This window comes from Corynebacterium vitaeruminis (genome assembly GCF_001054325.1).
GTDB lineage: Bacteria > Actinomycetota > Actinomycetes > Mycobacteriales > Mycobacteriaceae > Corynebacterium > Corynebacterium vitaeruminis_A.
Genome location: NZ_JVVM01000017.1, coordinates 25,141 through 43,129 on the forward strand (window position 1 = coordinate 25,141; position 17,989 = coordinate 43,129).

Consider the following 17,989-nt stretch of genomic DNA (forward strand, 5'->3'; position numbering starts at 1 on the left):
CTTGGAGGTATGACGGATTCGCTTTCTTCTCTAGTGCTTATCGACGTCTTCGCAGACGGTGGTCCGGTTGCTGTCGAAGCAGGACAGCCGTTCCTCTATGCGGATGATCTCGGGGCTATTCGCGGTGACGGGGTTTTTGAAACTCTACTGGTCAGAGGTGGTCGTACCTGTAATACAGACCGGCATGAGAAGCGGTTCGCATCCTCGGCACTGATGCTCGATTTGCCCACCCCGGACCTGGATCAGTGGCGGGCGGCGACCGATGTTGCGTTGCGGGAGCTGCGTGCTAGGTCAATTGAGGGGGATGCAACGTTGCGGTGGGTTTACTCGCGTGGTCGTGAGTCCACCGGAAAACCGACTGGCTACGTTTTGGCAAGCTCTGCCGAGAAGGTGGCGGAGAACCGCCTGAAGCCGGTGTCGGTCATGCTTGCAGAGCGCGGTTTCTCGCTCGACCTTGGCTCCCGTGCGCCGTGGGCTCTTATTGGTGCGAAGACCCTTTCCTACGCGGCGAATATGGCCGCTTTGCGCTATGCCAAGTCCAAGGGTTTTGACGATGTTATCTTCACCTCCGCAGAGGGTAACCTCTTGGAAGGGCCGACATCGACCATCATTGTTCAGCGTGGCAAGGAATTGCTGACTCCCAACCCCGGTGAAGGAGTGCTGCCGGGCACGACTCAGGCGGCGCTATTTGAAACAGCGGCCAATTGCGGGTGGAAAGTCACACCGACGATCCTGGTGCCAGGGGATTTATTCACCGCCGATGCGGTATGGCTGGTGTCGTCGGTGCGTATCGCGGTCGTGGTTAAGTCCATCGACGGCGAGCCCATCCGCCAGCCGGACGCAGCCGCGGAAAAGGAGTTCCGCGATCTGTGCGACGAGGCGCTGGCGACGCAATAGGGTTACACAGCGCCCGTCGTAAAGCGGGGAGAACCTAGCCGGCGTAGCGCTTGAGCTGCGCGGACATGCGGGGGACGAACTCGTCATCCCGCAGGCGCTCGTCCACCCACCCGAGATCGTTGTTCGGCATCAGGCCATAGAGGCGCTTGCCCGGGCCGAGCGATGCCGGACCGGTTGCGGTGACCATTGTGGAGGCCGCTTGCAGTTCCCATGCGCGCTCGGAGACTGGTTTGCCGTAGTAAATCTCGGTGACGCCGGTGGAGTGGACGCAGATGAACTCAATCTCGTCTTCGTCGTTGATCCGCCAGAATCCGGTTTCGCGCTGGTCAGGTCCGGTTGGCTTGCCGTCTTCATCCAGCTTCCAGATGCGCGACTCATACTTTAGGTAGTTCTCGCCATCGTGGCTGAAAATGAGCTGCTGGCCGAAGTTGTACTCGCCGTCGACGACAGTGTTCGCCTGCCCCTCACCGCGCCACACGCCGACGAGTGGCAGAAGTGCCAGCAGGCCGTCGTGGATGTTCGGGCCGAAGCGCAGATTTGCGGTCTCGTCGGGGATAGGGAGCCCCTCAAGCTCAGTGATGTTGCGCGTAGCGGTGCTCTTGGCCTGCTCAGCTGCGCGGTTGATGGCCTCGTTGCCGTCGAGGCGAGGTGCTGCCGCAGCCGCAGGCTCCTGTGCAGCGGCATCTGTCTGGTTGCTGCCATTGTTCTCGGTCATGCCCCATACTCTACCGCTGACTCTCGGGCGGCCATGTAAGGGCTGTTCGCGAACGGCGCTAATGCTGCAGCAACGATGCTTTCACGGCGATGCTTGACGACGGCCCTAGCGACGCACTCGACAGTTCTTCTCCGGTAGCTGCTCCACAGAATGAGCCGCTGCCTCCGCGTCTTGCCTAGACGTCGGTGGCATGAAGTTTGTCGCCGACACGGTGCACAGAATCTGTTCGCCCTCGATGGCGACAGAACCGCCAGACACGTATACACGAGTCGCTGGCATGCCCATCGGTATATCTGAATCCCGCAGTGTCAGGGCGAAGGTGTCCATAATGTGCTGCGTATCAGCCTTAGACAGCTCAGGTTTGCTGTGACTCTTGGCATCTGTCGGGGAAGAAGGTGCGGAGATAATCTCCAGCGGTGTGATGATTACGTCGCGACGGACAATGCGCAACTTGGCAGCAACCTGAGCCTTCGCCTGCCATCCAGGTGGTGTGGCTTCGAAGAGGGCCTCGGTCTCCCAGCCTCCGGTGGGGGAGGAGTCTTTCAAGCTCTGGATGCTCAAGTCTGTCAGCCCCAGCTTATTGCCCAGAGAGACCCCGTCGAGCGAGAGCTTGGTGAAGTACTGCTTCGTCGGGGACTCCGGAAAATCGCCGCTGAGTACAGCCGATGTTGGAATCTTGACGTTGGACGCACCGTACTCCAGAGACACCAGGCCGAAGTCGGGCACCTCTACGTCGCGGATGCGCGAAGTTACAGAGCTCCACTTACCCGTAATAAACGACGACAAGTACGCCTTGCCGCCAATGGCGACATATGGAGTCATCTCCAGCTGCGCAGTCTCTTGAATATGCTCGGAGAGTCTGTACTCCGCGTGGCTGGCGAAACCCATGTCGGTGGCAATCACCAGTGCGGCAACGGCGAGGATTGAGCCACCGATTTTCTTCTGTCGTCGGGAAATGGACACACTCTATTAGTACCCCATTGCTTTTGGCGCAGACGACATCGGCAAGTGTTGAATCCGCTGCTGTGTATAGGGTGGGGCGTATGAACGTAACCGAACTGCTTGACGTAGACGCTACCGCCGCCAGCACGCTGCTGCAGCGCGCCCACTCTGTTGACGGCGTGGAGGCGTTCGGCGAGGCTTTCGTCCGAGGGCTTGACGACGACTCCTTCGGGCATCGACACTTTGCGATTGTTGACAACGACCGTTACTTGGGCCTGGCAGCAGTTGCTCCGGATGCCATGGAAATGGTCGTTGACCCGGAATTTCGCAGGCGAGGAGTGGGAGCGAAGTTGCTTGCGCACATTGATGCCGAGGTGGGCGAGCGTCTGCCCATGTGGGCTCACGGTGATGTCGCCGGTGCCAGCCGCTTGGCAGAGCTGACGGGACGAAAGGTCGTCCGCGAGCTGTTGCAGATGGCCATTTCGGGTTCGGCGTTGGAGAAGGTCGCGGGGGACGTCGATAAGCGTGATGATGTTGAAGCACTGACCCTGACTGGGGCACGGGCAAAGTGGGGTGCGGCAGCGGTGGATCGGGCGTGGTTGGCCGTGAATAATGAGGCGTTTGACTGGCACCCGGAGCAGGGCGGATGGTCGCAGCCGCAACTCGATCGCGCAAGGGATACGCAGTGGTTCGATCCGGAGGGCGTGTTCTTTGCTGCGGATGTGGCCGGAGTGAGCGACAGTGCAGAGGAAATTTGCGGTTTCCACTGGACGAAGTGGCACGCCGAGGAGTCGGTACCGACAGGTGAGGTGTATGTGATTGGGCTGAGTTCGAAGGCGCGCGGGCGTGGTATCGGGCGATGGTTGACCAATGTTGGTCTTTCCCATCTCCGGAATCGGGGAGCGGAGAAGGTAATTCTCTACGTTGAAGGCGACAATGCACCGGCAGTGCGTACGTATCGTGCGGTCGGTTTTGAGGTAGCGCGCCGCGATGTGATGTACGGCGCGTAAGGGGGCATTTTTTGGGGGGATTGAAAAGCGTTGGGCAAGCGAGGCAATCGGGAGGGGCTTAGGCTGGTCTCAGGTTTTCGACAGTTTTTAGATGTCGGTCGCTCGTTGGTCCGGGCTTGAAAGGGGCACGCTTAGCCTAAATTCAGAATTCCATGGGCATGTTTCAGGGTTTCTTACAGGGGAAATGAGAAAAATTAAAGAATTACTTGCGTCGTTCACCAATTGTTAATGTCCCGAACAGGTTCCGGTTACTATCACCGGATAACTTCGGCTCAGTGGACCGGAGTGTGGCGGTTCCACGAGAACTGTTTCACTCAAACGTGTTAACTCCCGGAGGATTTACTGTGCTGAAGAAGAACCGTGCGGCATCCGTAATTGGCCTGGCCGCTGTTGCAAGCCTTACCTTGGCAGCTTGCTCTGAAGAGGGCGGAGAAGGCGCTTCTAACGTTGAGGGTCTGGCTGACGTCACCGGTGAGCTGCAGGGTGAGGGTGCTACCTCGCAGCAGCGCGCTATGGACCTGTTTGCCACCAAGTTCGAAGAGACTGGTTCGACCCTGTCATACAACGCATCTGGCTCGGGTTCCGGCCAGACTCAGTTCATCGCTGGCACTGTCGCTTTCGCTGGCTCCGACTCTCCGCTGAAGGAGAAGGACGGCAAGGACCAGATCGCGGAGGCTAAGAAGCGCTGCGAGGGCAACGAAGCGTGGCACCTGCCGATGGTTATCGGTCCGGTCGCAGTTGCTTACAACCTCGAGGGCGTCGATGTCGCTCTGACCCCGGCTCTGGTTGCCGAGATCTTCGACGGCAAGATCACCAAGTGGAATGACCCGAAGATTGCTGAGGCCAACGAAGGCGTCGATCTTCCGGAGAAGGACATCAAGGTTGTCTACCGCTCTGAGGAGTCCGGTACTACTGATAACTTCATGAAGTTCCTGAGCGCTGCTGCCCCGGAGCAGTGGAAGCACGAGGCTTCCAAGTCCTTCCCGACCGCTACGGGCCAGGGTGCCAACGGCTCGGCTGGTGTTGTTAACGAGGTCTCCAACATCGACGGTGCTATCACCTACGTCGAGGCTGGCTTCGCTGAGGACAAGAATCTGGGTATTGCCAAGATGGACTTTGGCCACGGCCCGGTTGAGCTGAACAACGACACCGTTGGTAAGGCTCTGGATTCCGTCACGTTCGAGACTGAGGGTCACAACATGGTTGTTGACACCGATGCTCTGTTCGCAATGGATGAAGAGGGCGCTTACCCGCTGGTTCTGACCACCTACGAGATTGTCTGCTCCGCTGGTTACGACGAGCAGACTCGTGACCTAGTTAAGAACTTCCTGAAGATTGTTCTGGAAGAGGGTCAGGGTCCGGAGCTCGAAGAGTTGGGCTACATCCCGGTTCAGGGTGAGTTCAAGGACAAGCTGTCCGCAGCTGTTGACGCTATCAAGTAATCCGTTGCGTGCAACGCGGGTGATTGCAGAGCAAGCTCTGTTGTTGCCTCAGTTGGCGCGAGGATAACTTCAGCCGGCCACGCAGGTTTGAGCTGTAGGCCGAAAAATCTGATGTAGACCGGTTGGCTATATAAATCGACACCTCAGTTGATTATGTACCGCTTGTAAAGGGTACTGAGGCCAATCGGTCTTCATGTGCGTTGAAGCACAAATCACTTCTACTTAGGAAATGAGATCATGAGTTCCTCGACTCCCATTGACGGGAAGCAGGAGGCTGTAGACAGCAGTCTGTTGCAGTCCTCAGCACCGCAGGTGGATTCCTCCGGCGACGAGAGCTCGGAAGAACAAGCCATTCAGACCGGCGTTGTTCGACCTGGTGACCGAATCTTCAAGATTTTGGCTGTGGGGTCTTCAGCATTGGTGACTGCTTCCATTATCGCAATTGCAGTGTTCCTGCTTTTGCGTGCAGTTCCGGCGCTTTCCCGTAACGAAGCGAACTTCTTCACCTACACCGAACGATGGGACCTGGCGGACACCTCCGCCATGTACTTCGGTATTCCGAACATGTTCCTGGTGACCGTCGCGGTTTCCATCCTGGCGCTGGTTCTGGCTATGCCGGTTGCGCTGGGTATCGCCATCTTCCTGACCGCTTATGCCCCAAAGAAGCTGGTCAAGCCGCTGGGTTACCTCGTGGACCTGCTGGCTGCAGTGCCGTCGATTGTTTACGGCCTGTGGGGCTTTATGGCCCTCGGTCCGGCCCTGGCCGGTCTTTACGGCTGGCTGGCTAATACATTGGGCTTCATCCCGATCTTTGCCGTGTACCCGAACTCGCCGGCTTTCGAAACCGGTCGAAATCTCTTTACCGGTGGCATTGTGCTGGCAATTATGATTCTGCCGGTTATCGCCGCTACCACCCGTGAGGTCTTCGTTCAGACCCCACGTGGACACATTGAGGCATCGCTGGCTCTCGGCGCTACCCGCTGGGAGATGGTCAAGCTGGCCATTCTCCCGTTCGGACGCTCCGGTTTTATCTCCGGCTCGATGCTGGGTCTGGGTCGTGCGCTCGGTGAGACTATGGCCCTGTACCTCGTGATCTCCCCGTCCTCGGCATTCCGCGGTTCGCTTTTCGACGGTGGTACCACCTTCGCGACTGCAATTGCTAACGCGGCACCGGAGTTCAATGACAACCTCAAGGCCGGCGCTTACATGTCCGCAGGTTTGGTGCTGTTCCTTTTGACCTTCGTGGTCAACTCCGCAGCTCGACTGATTGCGAAGAAGTAGCAAGGTCGTAGGAAAAGAAACGAGAAGTAACAATGACTAGTTCAACTACTGATTCTTCACCTCACGGCCCCGCCGATATGGTTCCCACCTCCGAGTCGGCATTCACTGAAATCAAGGGTTCCCGCAAGGTGACGGACAACGTTTCCACCGTCTTGATTTACCTCTGCATGGCTCTTGCCTTAATTCCACTGGTGTGGGTTCTGTTCGAGCTTGTCGTTCGAGGAACTCCATCGCTGCTGAGCGGTGAGTGGTGGTCCGCCTCCCAGCGCGGTGTCACCGTTGGTGCGGATGCTGGTGGTGTTGCTCACGCAATCGTAGGTACCTTGATCCAGGCCCTGGTCACGACCATCATGACCGTGCCGTTCGGTATCTTCGTCGCAATCTACTTGGTCGAATACGCAGGAAACTCCCGCCTGGGTAAGATCACCACCTTCATGGTCGACATTCTCTCCGGTGTGCCGTCGATTGTCGCTTCGCTGTTCATCTACTCGATGTGGGTGGTCATGTTCGGCATGAGCCGTTCGGGCTTCGCGGTGTCGCTGGCTTTGGTTCTGCTGATGCTGCCAATCGTCGTCCGCAACACGGAGGAAATGCTGCGCATCGTTCCTCACGAGCTGCGTGAGGCCTCCTACGCGCTGGGTGTTCCAAAGTGGAAGACCATTTTGAAGATTGTGCTTCCGACCGCGCTGTCGGGCATTGTCACCGGTGTCATGCTGGCCGTGGCCCGCGTGATGGGTGAGTCCGCGCCGATGCTGATCCTGGTTGCAACCTCGCGAATCATTACCTACAACCCGTTTGGCCAGTCGCAGTCCTCGCTACCACTGTTCATGCTGGACATGTACAAGGCCGGTAATACCGGTGCGGCATTCGACAAGATGTGGGGCGCAGCGCTCACGCTGGTTCTCATCATTGCCCTCATCAATATCCTGGCGCGCTTCGTATCCGCCAAGTTCTCTGTCAAGAGCAGTTAATTCTGGGCGCCTAACGTCCGCTATTTCAAGGAAGGTTTTTGAAAGACCATGGCTAAGCGCCTAGACCTTAACGATGTCAACATCTACTACGGTGACTTTCACGCCGTGCAGGAAGTCAACCTGCATGTCCCACCGCGTTCCGTCACCGCATTCATCGGCCCGTCCGGTTGTGGTAAGTCCACCGTGCTCCGTTCGCTGAACCGTATGCACGAGGTCATCCCAGGTGCCTACGTCACCGGTGAGGTGCTTCTCGACGGGGAAAACATCTATGGCCCGAAGATTGATCCGGTCTCTGTTCGTAACACCATCGGTATGGTGTTCCAGCGTCCGAACCCGTTCCCGACCATGTCCATCGAGGACAATGTCGTGGCTGGTCTGAAGCTGTCTGGTGTTAAGAACAAGGCTCATCTCCAGGAGGTGGCCGAGAAGTCCCTGCGTGGTGCCAACCTCTGGGATGAGGTCAAGGACCGCCTGGACAAGCCGGGCGGTGGCCTCTCCGGTGGTCAGCAGCAGCGTCTCTGCATCGCTCGCGCTATTGCAGTCGAGCCAGAAGTTCTGCTGATGGACGAGCCGTGTTCCGCGCTGGACCCGATTTCCACCCTGGCTATCGAGGACCTGATTCACGAGCTGAAGGAAGAATTCACCATCGTCATTGTGACCCACAACATGCAGCAGGCTGCTCGTGTGTCCGATCAGACCGCTTTCTTCTCCCTCGAGGCAACCGGTAAGCCGGGTCGCCTGGTCGAGGTTGGTCCGACCAAGAAGATCTTCGAGAACCCGGATAAGAAGGAAACCGAGGACTACATCTCCGGTCGTTTCGGCTAAATCGTGGCTTCGGTTAAAGAAAGGTGCGAATCTCGCACTGATCAAGCCAAATAAACAAAGAGGCAAAAGCCCAGCACTTCGCCATTGTCCAGGTGAGGTGCTGGGCTTTTTGTTGCGCGACTGCTAGAGCGCGTACGTGTTTTGCCAGGCGGTTGCTTAGTCGCGCGAGCGGTTTGTGGCGGGGCAAGCAGTTACTGACACAGTTTATGACACTATATTGCGAGTAAATGGCGTTCAAGTGCTATAAACTTAATCACTTTCTCGGGAGGGGACGGTGTTTGGTCCGGGTTGGCCTAAAAACCGGCTCCAGCTCGGCCCCAATGCGCCCCCAGCCCGCCTCAACCTTGGCCCCAACGTGGTCTCAACCCGACCCCATCCTTACAGCCCCAGCAACCTACATCCGCAGGTGACGCTCCAAGGCCTGCAGGCGTTGGTTAAAGCTGCGCTGGTCGCGCTCGTCCTCAAGCTTGTCCAAGTAGACATCTCGCTTGTAGCCGGTGGCCAAGTAAACGATCCGGGCAGCAACCTCGACCGCGTGATCCGCATAGCGCTCGTAGAAGCGGCTAAGCAGGGTGACATCCACCGTCTGCGCAGGGGTGTGTGGCCAATTATCGTCGTTGGTCAGCGTAAACAGGTGCTGGTGGATGTCGTCGATGCTGTCATCGGTCTTGTCCAGGGCCAATGCCTGGTCAACGTTGTAGTCGATGAGCACCTGACGGGTTTCGTGCGTCATCTGCTCAGATACAGTGGCCATCTCGCGGAAAAATCCCTCCACGGGCTCCGGCAGTGCCTTGTTCGGGTGGCGACGCCGGGCAACGTTGGCAATATGCACACTCAACGCGCCCATGCGGGAGATGTCCTCAACAATGTAGAGACCACTGACAATCTGCCGGAGGTCACCAGCTACAGGAGCTTCGCGTGCCAACAGCTCAAAGGCTCGCCGCTCCGCATCCTGGCGCAGGTCCTCGAGAGAATCAATCTGGGAAAGAACGGTTTCAGCCGAGACTAAATCAGCCTCAAAGAGGGCCTTGTTCGCAAGCTTGTGCATGGATCCAACTCGGTCACACATCACAATCAGGCTGTGGGCCAAGTTGTCCATTTGTTCTCGGTAGACAGTGCGCATGCGTTACATATTAGGCAATGTCCGGCAAGCTCGCGCGATAGTCGCTCAATAGTGGGGAGCCCCCAATTACCCTCGCCGATTTGCCCAAGGCAATTGTTCAAAATCGAGATTTAGCCACCGGAGTGCATAATTTCCGCGCCCTCGGGCACGGTGTCGTCCTCAGGATCGTCCAGCCAGCCCTCCGGCAAAACCACCTTTGCAGGGGAACCCTGTCGGCCACGGGCACCGTCAGCGTCCTCCGGGAGGATGTGGGCGCTGGGGCCGTCGTAAAGCGGTGCGAGAATATCGTCGAGCGTTGCCAGCGAATCGACGCGCGCGAGAGCCTTACGGACCTCACCGCCGGCGGGGTATCCGCGCAGGTACCAAGCGATGTGCTTGCGCAGGTCACGGCAGCCCTTGCGTTCGCCTTCATGCTCCACGAGCAGTTCCGCGTGACGACGGATAATCCCCGCGACCTCACCAAAAGTTGGTGCCGGTGGCACTTCTTCGCCACGCAGCTCGGCGGATAGCTGCGCGAACAGCCACGGGCGACCAAGGCAGCCGCGACCGACGACGACACCGTCGCAGCCGGTCTCGTCGAGCATTTTGCGGGCATCGGTGGAGGCGAAGATATCGCCGTTGCCAAGCACCGGGATATTGCTGAAGCCGGAGTCGACCATGTGCTCCTTCAGTCGCGCAATCTGCGACCAGTCTGCGTGACCGGAGTAGCGCTGCGCTGCCGTGCGGGCGTGCAGAGCCACAGCCTTGGCACCCATCTCGGCGGCAATGCGACCGGCGTCGAGGTGCGTGTGGTGTTCGTCGTCGATACCGACGCGGAATTTCACTGTCACCGGGATGTCGGTGCCCTCCGTGGCCTTAACCGCAGCAGCGACGATGTTGCCGAAGAGGCGGCGCTTATACGGCAGGGCCGAGCCGCCGCCCTTGCGAGTGACCTTTGGTACCGGGCAGCCGAAGTTCATATCGATGTGGTCGGCGAGGTCTTCGTCGACGATCATCTTCGCAGCTTCGTAGGTCCATTTTGGATCGGTGGTGTAGAGCTGCAGGCTGCGCGGGTTCTCGTCGGGCGCGAAGGTGGTCATGTGCATGGTCTTCTCGTTGCGTTCGACCAGCGCACGCGCGGTGACCATCTCGCAGACGTAGAGGCCGGAGACTGTGCCTGTGCGCTGCAGCTCCTGCTCGCGGCACAGGGTGCGGAATGCCACGTTGGTGATACCGGCCATCGGTGCGAGTACCACAGGGGAGGCGAGTTCAAAGGGGCCGATGTGCATGTGCGAGGACGTGGCATCGGCGGGCGTGGCGGCACTGAGTGGACTCGTGGAGGTATCTAACACGTACAGTATTGTGTCACGCTGAACTGCCGTTTTCGAATCTGTTTTGGCAGGCTGATTGGATCGGTCGGTTAGCGCTGCGTGCGCGGATGCCTGACGACGACCACCGTTCGGCGGCCCCTCCCGCCGGGGAGCTCGGTGGTGTTGCGGAGAAGCTCCAGGATGCGGTTCGAGTCCTCGTCGAGGTGCTCGGTGGGTTCGTCGAGAAGCAGAATCGGCGCTGTGCTGACCAGCGCGCGGGTGAGGATGAGCCTTCGTCGCTGACCACCCGAGAGACTGTCCGCGCCGCTGTCCAGAATCGTGTCCAGGCCGGCGGGTGCGGCGTTGACCCATTCGCGCAAGCCTACGGCATCCAGTACGGAGTAGATGACATCATCGCTGACCTGCGGGTTGCCAATGGAGATGTTGTCCCGCACCGTGGTGGCGAAAATGTGCTCGTCCTCGGCGATGAAGCGCACCAGGTCGCATGGGTGAATACTTTCGTGAGCCTTCCCGGCACTTGCTTCACTGCGCCACAGCTCACGGCCGTCTCCGTCGGCGACAACAACCGTGCCCGCAACTGGCGGCATCAGCCCGGCGATGGTTTTCAGCAACGTAGTTTTTCCGCTTCCCGACGGCGCCGTGATTTCCCGATATCCGCCAAAGGTGACCTCGAAGTTTTGCATCGGCAATTGAGCTGGCTGGGATGCTGCGGCATGCGCTGGCTGGGCAGCGGTCCCGTCCGTGATGTTCGAACTGTGGTCGTCGGGGTAGCCCACAATCAAGTCTTTTACCTGTAGCGTGGGCTGGAGTGTCAGCTGGCTTTGGGGCCGCATGGACGTGGGCGCTGGTGTGCCCTTTTCAGCCGGTGTATTCACCGCAGCAATATCTGCCTCAGCTGAGTCGCCTGTATTCGAGGCGAGCATCAGCAATGCTTCGCGCGATTGCGCCAGCGTCTGCGCCGCAGCTGGTAACGGGCCAACTGACTCAAAAGCAGCCAGCGGCACCAGAACCAGAACCGTCAGCCACTCGGGGGAGTGCACCAAACTGACCCCGGCGCCCCCAGAGCCCCCGGTGCCCGCGGCAGAGGCCGTCACCAACCACGAGGCGACGACCACGGTGAGGACAGCCGTCAGCACGCTGGCCGCGGTGCTCAGCGCTGAGGCACGGGCATTTGCCCGGCCAGTGGCGTCATCGATGGCCGCAACCTTCTTACTGGAGGCCGAGGCGGCAGAGACTGCCTCATCCAATTGACCGTGGATATGCAGACCCGCGGCGTCGGAAAGCAGCGTCTCGACGGCACCGGCATGCGCTTGCAGTGCGACCGTGCGACGCTTACTCGAGTGCGCAGTGGCACGATATGTCAGGTAGGGCGCAACCCCGCCTGCGAGAAACAGCCCCACTGCCAGGAGAACCGCAGTGGTGGGGGAGAGCAGCGCTACGAAGATAATGGCGATGAGCGAGGTCATAAACGCCACAAGCGCGGGCACGATTGAGCGCACGACGACATCGGCAAGCGCGTCAATATTCGTGCCCAGCGCCGTGACAATATCGGAACGCTCACGCAGCGCCAGCGTGCGATCGCCCACGAAATGCTCCCACAGTTTCACCCGGGAGCGCTCGGCGGTACGCAACGCTACATCATGGGAGACCAGCCGGTCGAGGTATCGGAACGCAGCTCGCGAAATACCCAGCGCGCGCACAGATGTAACCGCCAGAGTGATGTCCATCAGCGGCGGCTTCTGCCAGGAACGCGTAATCAGCCACGCCGACACCACGGTCAGGCTCAGTGCGGACAGCAGCGTGATGGTGCCCGCCAACACTGGCCACACCAGGTCGCGGGGGCTCACCAGTCGACGAAGCGCTTGCAGGATAGTCATCGCGACTGCACCTCCACCACGTCGTCGGCCGCCGCAATCAGTAGCGGATCATGGCTGGTGGCAATCACCGTGGCTCCGCGTCGGGCACGTGTGCGCAGGATTCTAATCACGGACTGTGCACTGTCGGCATCCAAGTGGGCCGTCGGTTCATCGAGGAGGACGAGGTCGCGGGTGTCGTCGGCAAGCTCGCGCCGAAGCGCCTCCCGCTGACGTTGCCCGAGCGAGCGCCGCGAATTATCGCCGACCGCCGCCGCGTCCAGGATGGGCCGCTGGGGCAGCCACGCGATGCGCTGCAGCAGGTCCTGACCGTGGAGCATGCGCTTGCCGTCGCGGATAGTTACGGAACCCTCCAGGTCCTCGTGCACAATTTCGGCGACCGCGAGTAGCGCTGTCGTCTTGCCCACGCCGTTCGGTCCTGCCAGCACGGTTACCGCGCCGGGCCGCGCGATGGCGCTTAGATTACTGGGCCGCACGCCGTCTCGCCCCGGTGCAGAAAGGTGCTCGAACACGACCGTGGGGGCACTGGGAGCACTGCTTGACGACGTCCCTTCGGTCGCCCCCTCCACAGCTTCAGAGGTGGTGTCTGTGGAGTTCGGAGTCTGGTTGGCGTCCTTGGCCAGCAGTTCCGTGACCTCGGTGGCAGCGACGACACCGTCCTGAGCTGCGTGGAACTTCTGACCAACCTGGCGCACGGGGCCATAGATTTCCGGGGCGATGATGAGCACTGCCAGGCCAGTGGCCAGTGTCATGTGGCCTCCCAGGAGCCGGAATCCGATGCCGACGGCGATGAGGGCAATTGACAGGGTCGTGAGGAATTCCAGAACCGACGCGGACAGGAAGGCGATGCGCAGGACCTCCATGGTGGACTTCCGGTGGCGGGTCGACAGACGCTTGATTTCCTCGCTGGGGGCATCGGCCATGGTGTGTGCTTTGAGAGTCGGCAGGCCTACGACGAGGTCGAGAATCTGGCCGCGCACTGTACCGATATCGGCCAGGCGGCGTTCTGTGCGCCCCTCAGTGAGGCGGCCCACCAGCCACATGAACAGCGGAATTAGGGGCAGCGTAACAACCGCGATGGCAAACGACGGGAGGTCCAACCACGCGACCGCGGCCAGGGCCATCGGGGTAGCCAGTGCTGCGGCCACCAGCGCGGGGAGGAATTCCGCCACGTAGACGGCCACGCCATCGAGCCCGACCGAAAGCAGCGCGCGCCAGTGTGCGGTGTCGACCGTGCGGGGGTCGCGCAGAGCTAGGGCTCGCAGCGCACGGCTGCGCAGGTCTGTTGCCACACGTGCGCCAGCTGATTGGCCGAAGCGCACCAGGGCGTAGGAGCAGGCCACCCGAACTAGCACGGACGCGGTTGCTACCAGCGCAAACACTGTCCAGTTCGGAGTCGCCTCGCCCAGAACCTGCGCTGTAATAGTGCCAATGGCCAGCCCCAACGCGATTGTGGCACCTGTGCTCGCGGCAGTCAGTGCACCCGCGAAAATGACCCAACGCCACGCTGGGGCTGACAGCTTGAAGAGTTTCGGATCGACAGGAGCCACTTTTTAGAAACTAACCTCCAACGGACAGACGGCTACGAGACCTTACGCTCAGCCATCAGTCGCTTGCGGAATACCCAGTATGTCCACGCCTGGTAGGCAATCACCAGTGGGGTAATCACCAGCGCGGTCCAGGTCATGATTTTCAGCGTGTAGGGGTTAGAGGCGGAATTCCAGATATCGAGGGAGACGCCGTCGGCAAGCGTCGTCGGCATCAGATACGGGTACATAGCGCCGAAGACAACGGTCGTGACGGCAATAACGGCGATGGCGGTGGCGGTGAAAGCGATGCCGTCGCGGTTGGCCACGGTTGCGGAGATGGAAATGACCAAACCTGCTACTGCGATGACCACAACAGCCCACAGCCAGGTCTTTCCATAGACCAGCTGTGTCCAGATGAGGAACGCGCCACCGAAAATCAGCGCCGACAGGGCGGGAATTCGAGCCGCATTGCCGACCTCGTCGCGTAGCTTGCCGGCGGTCTTCAGCCGCAGGAAAGTCACCGCGTGAAGCGCAAACACAGCCGCAAACGCGATGCCACCAACCAGGGCGTACGGGTTCAGCAACCCCAGCAGGGCACTAAAACCGGAGTCCAGGTTCTTGTCGGCGTTCAGCGGTACACCACGCACCAGGTTGGCCACGGCCACGCCCCACAGAATCGGCGGCAGCCAGGAGCCGAAGATAATCGCCCGGTCACACCAGGCGCGCCAGCCCTCATCGTTGACCTTGGAGCGCCATTCCAGCCCGACAATACGGACAATTAGCGCCACCAGGATCAGGAAGAGCGGCAGGTAGAAGCCGGAAAACATGGATGCATACCACTCTGGAAAAGCTGCGAAAAGCGCGCCACCTGCGGTAATTAGCCACACTTCGTTGCCGTCCCACACCGGCCCGATAGTGCCGAGCATCGCTTTGCGACGCGGTTCATCGCGGCCAATGAACGGCAACAGCATTCCGACGCCGAAGTCAAAGCCCTCGAGCAAGAAGTAGCCAGCGAAGAGGAACGCGATCAGGATAAACCACAAAACGGGAAGATCTAATCCGAACATGTCAGAGGTACATCCTTATCTACTTTGTGTCCTCAGTCGCGGAGACTTCGGAGTCGGGGCCGGCAGCGGACTGGGCATGGACCTTGTTGAATCGAACCGGGGACGAGACGATTGCGCCCAGATCGGTAGCGATTGGCGACGATGGACCAGCGTGCTCGGGGTCATTGCCGATGGCGTTGATTGCCTCAGCGGATTCGGTTGGCGGTCCGGCAATAACTGCGCGGCGAATCAACCAGAACCACACCACTGCCAAAATCAGGTAGAGCAGGGTAAAGCCCGCCAGAGTGATAATCACCGTCGCCGGTGCATGGTCGGACACACCCATATCGACGGTCATGCGCAGCAGTTCCGTGCGCGGATCTCCGATGTGATCCGGGTTGGGGTGCACAATCCAAGGCTGACGGCCCATTTCCGTAAAGATCCAGCCAGCGCTACTGGCCAGGAACGGGAACGGAATTGCAAGGATGCTGCAAGTAGCGAAAATGCGGGCTCGCTTGCCCGTCGGCACGCGCCCCTTGCGAGTAAACAGCCAGGCGAAAAACGCGATGGCCAGCGAACCGACCATCAGGCCAATCATGGCGCGGAAAGACCAATACGTGACGAACAAGTTCGGGGAATAAGTTCCCGGGCCGAAGAGCGCCTCAGCCTTTTCCTGCAGATCCTGCACGCCCTGGAGCGTGACGCCACTGAACTTTCCTTGCGCCAGGAACGGCAGCACCCACGGTACCTCGATAAGGTGCAGCACTGAATCACAATTGTTGTGCGTGCCGACGGTCAGAACCGAGAACATCGGATCCGTCTGCGTGTGGCACAGGGACTCGGCCGAAGCCATCTTCATCGGCTGCTGCTCGAACATGAGCTTGGCTTGGATATCGCCGGTGATAAACACGGCCAGTGAGCTGAGCACAGTAGTCCAGAGCCCGACCTTCATAGCCTTGCGGAACGTGCACTCGTGGACATTATCGCGCTGACCACCGCGGCGGCTCTGAACCAACCACCAGCCGCTGACGCCGACAACAAGCGTGCCGGCGGTGAGGAAAGAGCTGGCCACGGCATGCGGAAAAGCTGCCAAGGCGGTGGAGTTGGTCAACAGCGCGCCCAAGTCCGTTAACTCAGCGCGGCCGGTTTCTGGGTTGTAAACCGCACCTACAGGGTGCTGCATGAACGAATTGGCGACAATGATGAAGTACGCCGAGATATTCACCGCAATGGCAACAATCCAAATCGAGAGCGTGTGCATCCAGGTGGGGATACGACCCCAGCCGAAAATCCACAGGCCCAGGAAAGTGGATTCCAGGAAAAACGCGATGAGACCTTCCAGTGCCAGTGGACCGCCGAAGACATCACCAATCATGCGGGAGTACTCCGACCAGTTCATACCGAACTGGAATTCCTGGACGATGCCCGTGGCCACACCCATGGCGAAGTTAATGATGAAGATGGTGCCGAAAAACCGTGTCGCGCGGTACCAAACATCGTTTTTCGTCGTGGCCCACAGCGTCTGCATGAGTGCGACCAGCGGGGCAAGGCCAATCGTGAGCGGGACAAAAATGAAGTGGTAGACGGTGGTTATGCCAAATTGCCAACGAGATATATCGACGACATTCATGTTTCCTCGACTGAATAAGTAGACATAAAAGATGCGTGTACTCCGTTTGGGTTTACCGAAGTTTGCATCAAGTGTCCGCAGTATTCCTGCTTACTAGTTCAGTCGGATAGGAGAAACAAAAAGTTCCTGGGTGTGAACTAGTCGACTCTCGAGGGGCAATTATTAAAAACAAGCGCGCAATTGCTAGGCTATTTTCTTGCGCGGGCCTTTAGCTCAGTTGGTAGAGCTACGGACTTTTAATCCGCAGGTCGCGGGTTCGAGCCCCGCAGGGCCCACGAAAGCCCCTGGTAGGTGGACTTTCATAGTTCGACTACCGGGGGCTGTTCCCTTTTTGTTCCCTGTTCAGGGCGTTTTTCGCAGTAACTTGCCCGGGGTGTATTAGTCGCCCGAGTGCCCGGGGAAAGGGGCGCATATTGGGCACGCATTGGGGCACAAATTCAGCGAGATACGAGAAAAAAGCTCGAAAATCTCCGGAGGGCGGCGCGCTAAGCCAACGTTTTACGACGTCACCCGCTGCGGCATGCTACTTCTCTCGCTTGTGGTAGCCCATGCGCGGCTTAAAGCCCGCCGGGTGCTTGAGCTGCGCGACAGCATCGGCGACGATCAGGCGGAAGCGCGGCTTCATAGGTGGCATCTGTGAAATCTGGAACCATCCGACTTCGGTCGATTCGTCATCAGCGACATATGGGACATCATCGCCGACAACGCTGCAGCGCATGGCGACATCCACATATGAGGTGACATCGCCATTTGGGTACTCGACAGGGCCAACGGCACCAGTGCCGAGCAGTGCTTCGACCGTGACATCGAGTCCCGTTTCTTCCTTTACCTCGCGCACGGCAGCGTCGTGAGGCTGTTCGTTCGGGTCGATGATTCCGGTGACCGGAGTCCATTCGCCATTATCTGAGCGACGAACCAGCAAGACCTCGGGCAGGGCGTACATTGGTGCATTCGGCGGAACATCGCGAATGACGATAGCCGTGACGCCGGGGAGCCAGAGCGGAGCGTGGCCCACTTTTTCGCGGAGCTGAACAATGAAATCCGGAGTTGCCATAGTGATGAGCTTATCGGAGCGCTAGTAGTGCTCTCGGAAATAGTAAGAAATTCCAGTTCAGCCGTGGATTTTGGGAAAAGGGTACTTATCCTCTATAGTTCTTTACGTTGCCAAGAGCGCGCGCAAATGCAATGTGAATGTATTGCAGTTGCACGCAGATTTGCCACATGGTGGCACGCTCTCTTGCAGCGTCAAGTCGGGCTCCCATCGTCTAGAGGCCTAGGACTCCGCCCTTTCACGGCGGCAACACGGGTTCGAATCCCGTTGGGAGTACCACTAAAAAACACAATGGCCCTGTGGCGCAGTTGGTTAGCGCGCCGCCCTGTCACGGCGGAGGTCG

Annotated in this window: 15 protein-coding genes and 2 tRNA genes; 8 read left to right on the forward strand and 9 right to left on the reverse strand. The window is 59.3% G+C overall.

What is annotated here, in order from left to right; translation table 11 throughout:
* The first annotated feature begins 9 nt into the window (after window positions 1–9).
* On the forward strand, window positions 10–897 hold the full coding sequence (locus tag ADA16_RS04140; RefSeq protein WP_048759433.1) for an aminodeoxychorismate lyase: 888 nt from the start codon (window positions 10–12) through the stop codon (window positions 895–897).
* Window positions 898–931: 34 nt separating this feature from the next.
* Here the strand turns inward: ADA16_RS04140 and ADA16_RS04145 are convergent, their stop codons facing one another.
* Window positions 932–1,612 (reverse strand): FABP family protein, encoded by a 681-nt coding sequence (locus ADA16_RS04145; protein WP_048759435.1) that lies wholly within the window; start codon window positions 1,610–1,612, stop codon window positions 932–934.
* 105 nt (window positions 1,613–1,717) lie between these two features.
* Window positions 1,718–2,575 (reverse strand): DUF2993 domain-containing protein, encoded by an 858-nt coding sequence (locus ADA16_RS04150; RefSeq protein ID WP_048759436.1) that lies wholly within the window; start codon window positions 2,573–2,575, stop codon window positions 1,718–1,720.
* Window positions 2,576–2,655: 80 nt separating this feature from the next.
* Between ADA16_RS04150 and mshD the strand changes: the two genes are divergently transcribed.
* From mshD to pstB, 5 genes are all read left to right on the forward strand, one after another.
* Window positions 2,656–3,564 carry a mycothiol synthase gene (gene mshD, locus ADA16_RS04155; RefSeq protein WP_048759437.1) on the forward strand — a complete coding sequence of 303 codons (909 nt, stop codon included), beginning with the start codon at window positions 2,656–2,658 and terminating at the stop codon, window positions 3,562–3,564.
* A 344-nt stretch (window positions 3,565–3,908) separates the two neighbouring features.
* Window positions 3,909–5,006, forward strand: coding sequence for a phosphate ABC transporter substrate-binding protein PstS (pstS, locus tag ADA16_RS04160; protein WP_048759438.1), 1,098 nt, complete (start codon window positions 3,909–3,911; stop codon window positions 5,004–5,006).
* A gap of 237 nt (window positions 5,007–5,243) precedes the next feature.
* Window positions 5,244–6,287 carry a phosphate ABC transporter permease subunit PstC gene (gene pstC, locus ADA16_RS04165; RefSeq protein WP_048759439.1) on the forward strand — a complete coding sequence of 348 codons (1,044 nt, stop codon included), beginning with the start codon at window positions 5,244–5,246 and terminating at the stop codon, window positions 6,285–6,287.
* 77 nt (window positions 6,288–6,364) lie between these two features.
* Entirely contained in the window at window positions 6,365–7,258 is an 894-nt protein-coding gene (gene pstA, locus ADA16_RS04170; RefSeq protein ID WP_048759480.1) for a phosphate ABC transporter permease PstA, read from the forward strand.
* 48 nt (window positions 7,259–7,306) lie between these two features.
* Window positions 7,307–8,083: a phosphate ABC transporter ATP-binding protein PstB gene (pstB, locus tag ADA16_RS04175; RefSeq protein ID WP_048759447.1), complete on the forward strand. Its 777-nt coding sequence runs from the start codon at window positions 7,307–7,309 to the stop codon at window positions 8,081–8,083.
* Between the two features lie 394 nt (window positions 8,084–8,477).
* Here the strand turns inward: pstB and phoU are convergent, their stop codons facing one another.
* From phoU to ADA16_RS04205, 6 genes are all read right to left on the reverse strand, one after another.
* Window positions 8,478–9,206, reverse strand: a complete 729-nt coding sequence (gene phoU, locus ADA16_RS04180) for a phosphate signaling complex protein PhoU (protein ID WP_048759450.1) — start codon at window positions 9,204–9,206, stop codon at window positions 8,478–8,480.
* Window positions 9,207–9,316: 110 nt separating this feature from the next.
* Window positions 9,317–10,474 (reverse strand): tRNA dihydrouridine synthase DusB, encoded by a 1,158-nt coding sequence (gene dusB, locus ADA16_RS04185; RefSeq protein WP_048759481.1) that lies wholly within the window; start codon window positions 10,472–10,474, stop codon window positions 9,317–9,319.
* Between the two features lie 131 nt (window positions 10,475–10,605).
* The gene (gene cydC, locus ADA16_RS04190; RefSeq protein WP_048759451.1) at window positions 10,606–12,393 is read right to left on the reverse strand and encodes a thiol reductant ABC exporter subunit CydC; all 1,788 of its coding nucleotides are present in this window, start codon (window positions 12,391–12,393) and stop codon (window positions 10,606–10,608) included.
* Window positions 12,390–13,940 (reverse strand): ABC transporter ATP-binding protein/permease, encoded by a 1,551-nt coding sequence (locus ADA16_RS04195; protein WP_082150648.1) that lies wholly within the window; start codon window positions 13,938–13,940, stop codon window positions 12,390–12,392. Before ADA16_RS04195 ends, cydC begins: the two co-directional genes overlap by 4 nt.
* A gap of 32 nt (window positions 13,941–13,972) precedes the next feature.
* Window positions 13,973–14,986 carry a cytochrome d ubiquinol oxidase subunit II gene (gene cydB, locus ADA16_RS04200; protein WP_048759453.1) on the reverse strand — a complete coding sequence of 338 codons (1,014 nt, stop codon included), beginning with the start codon at window positions 14,984–14,986 and terminating at the stop codon, window positions 13,973–13,975.
* Between the two features lie 19 nt (window positions 14,987–15,005).
* Complete coding sequence (locus ADA16_RS04205; RefSeq protein ID WP_048759455.1) at window positions 15,006–16,595, reverse strand: cytochrome ubiquinol oxidase subunit I; 1,590 nt, start codon at window positions 16,593–16,595, stop codon at window positions 15,006–15,008.
* A gap of 202 nt (window positions 16,596–16,797) precedes the next feature.
* Here ADA16_RS04205 and ADA16_RS04210 point away from each other — a divergent pair.
* A tRNA-Lys gene (locus tag ADA16_RS04210) sits at window positions 16,798–16,870 on the forward strand.
* A 248-nt stretch (window positions 16,871–17,118) separates the two neighbouring features.
* Here the strand turns inward: ADA16_RS04210 and ADA16_RS04215 are convergent.
* A complete protein-coding gene (locus tag ADA16_RS04215; RefSeq protein ID WP_048759459.1) occupies window positions 17,119–17,649 on the reverse strand; it encodes an NUDIX hydrolase in 531 nt (176 codons plus the stop codon).
* Window positions 17,650–17,849: 200 nt separating this feature from the next.
* Here ADA16_RS04215 and ADA16_RS04220 point away from each other — a divergent pair.
* Window positions 17,850–17,925 (forward strand) — tRNA-Glu (locus ADA16_RS04220).
* Window positions 17,926–17,989 lie beyond the last annotated feature (64 nt).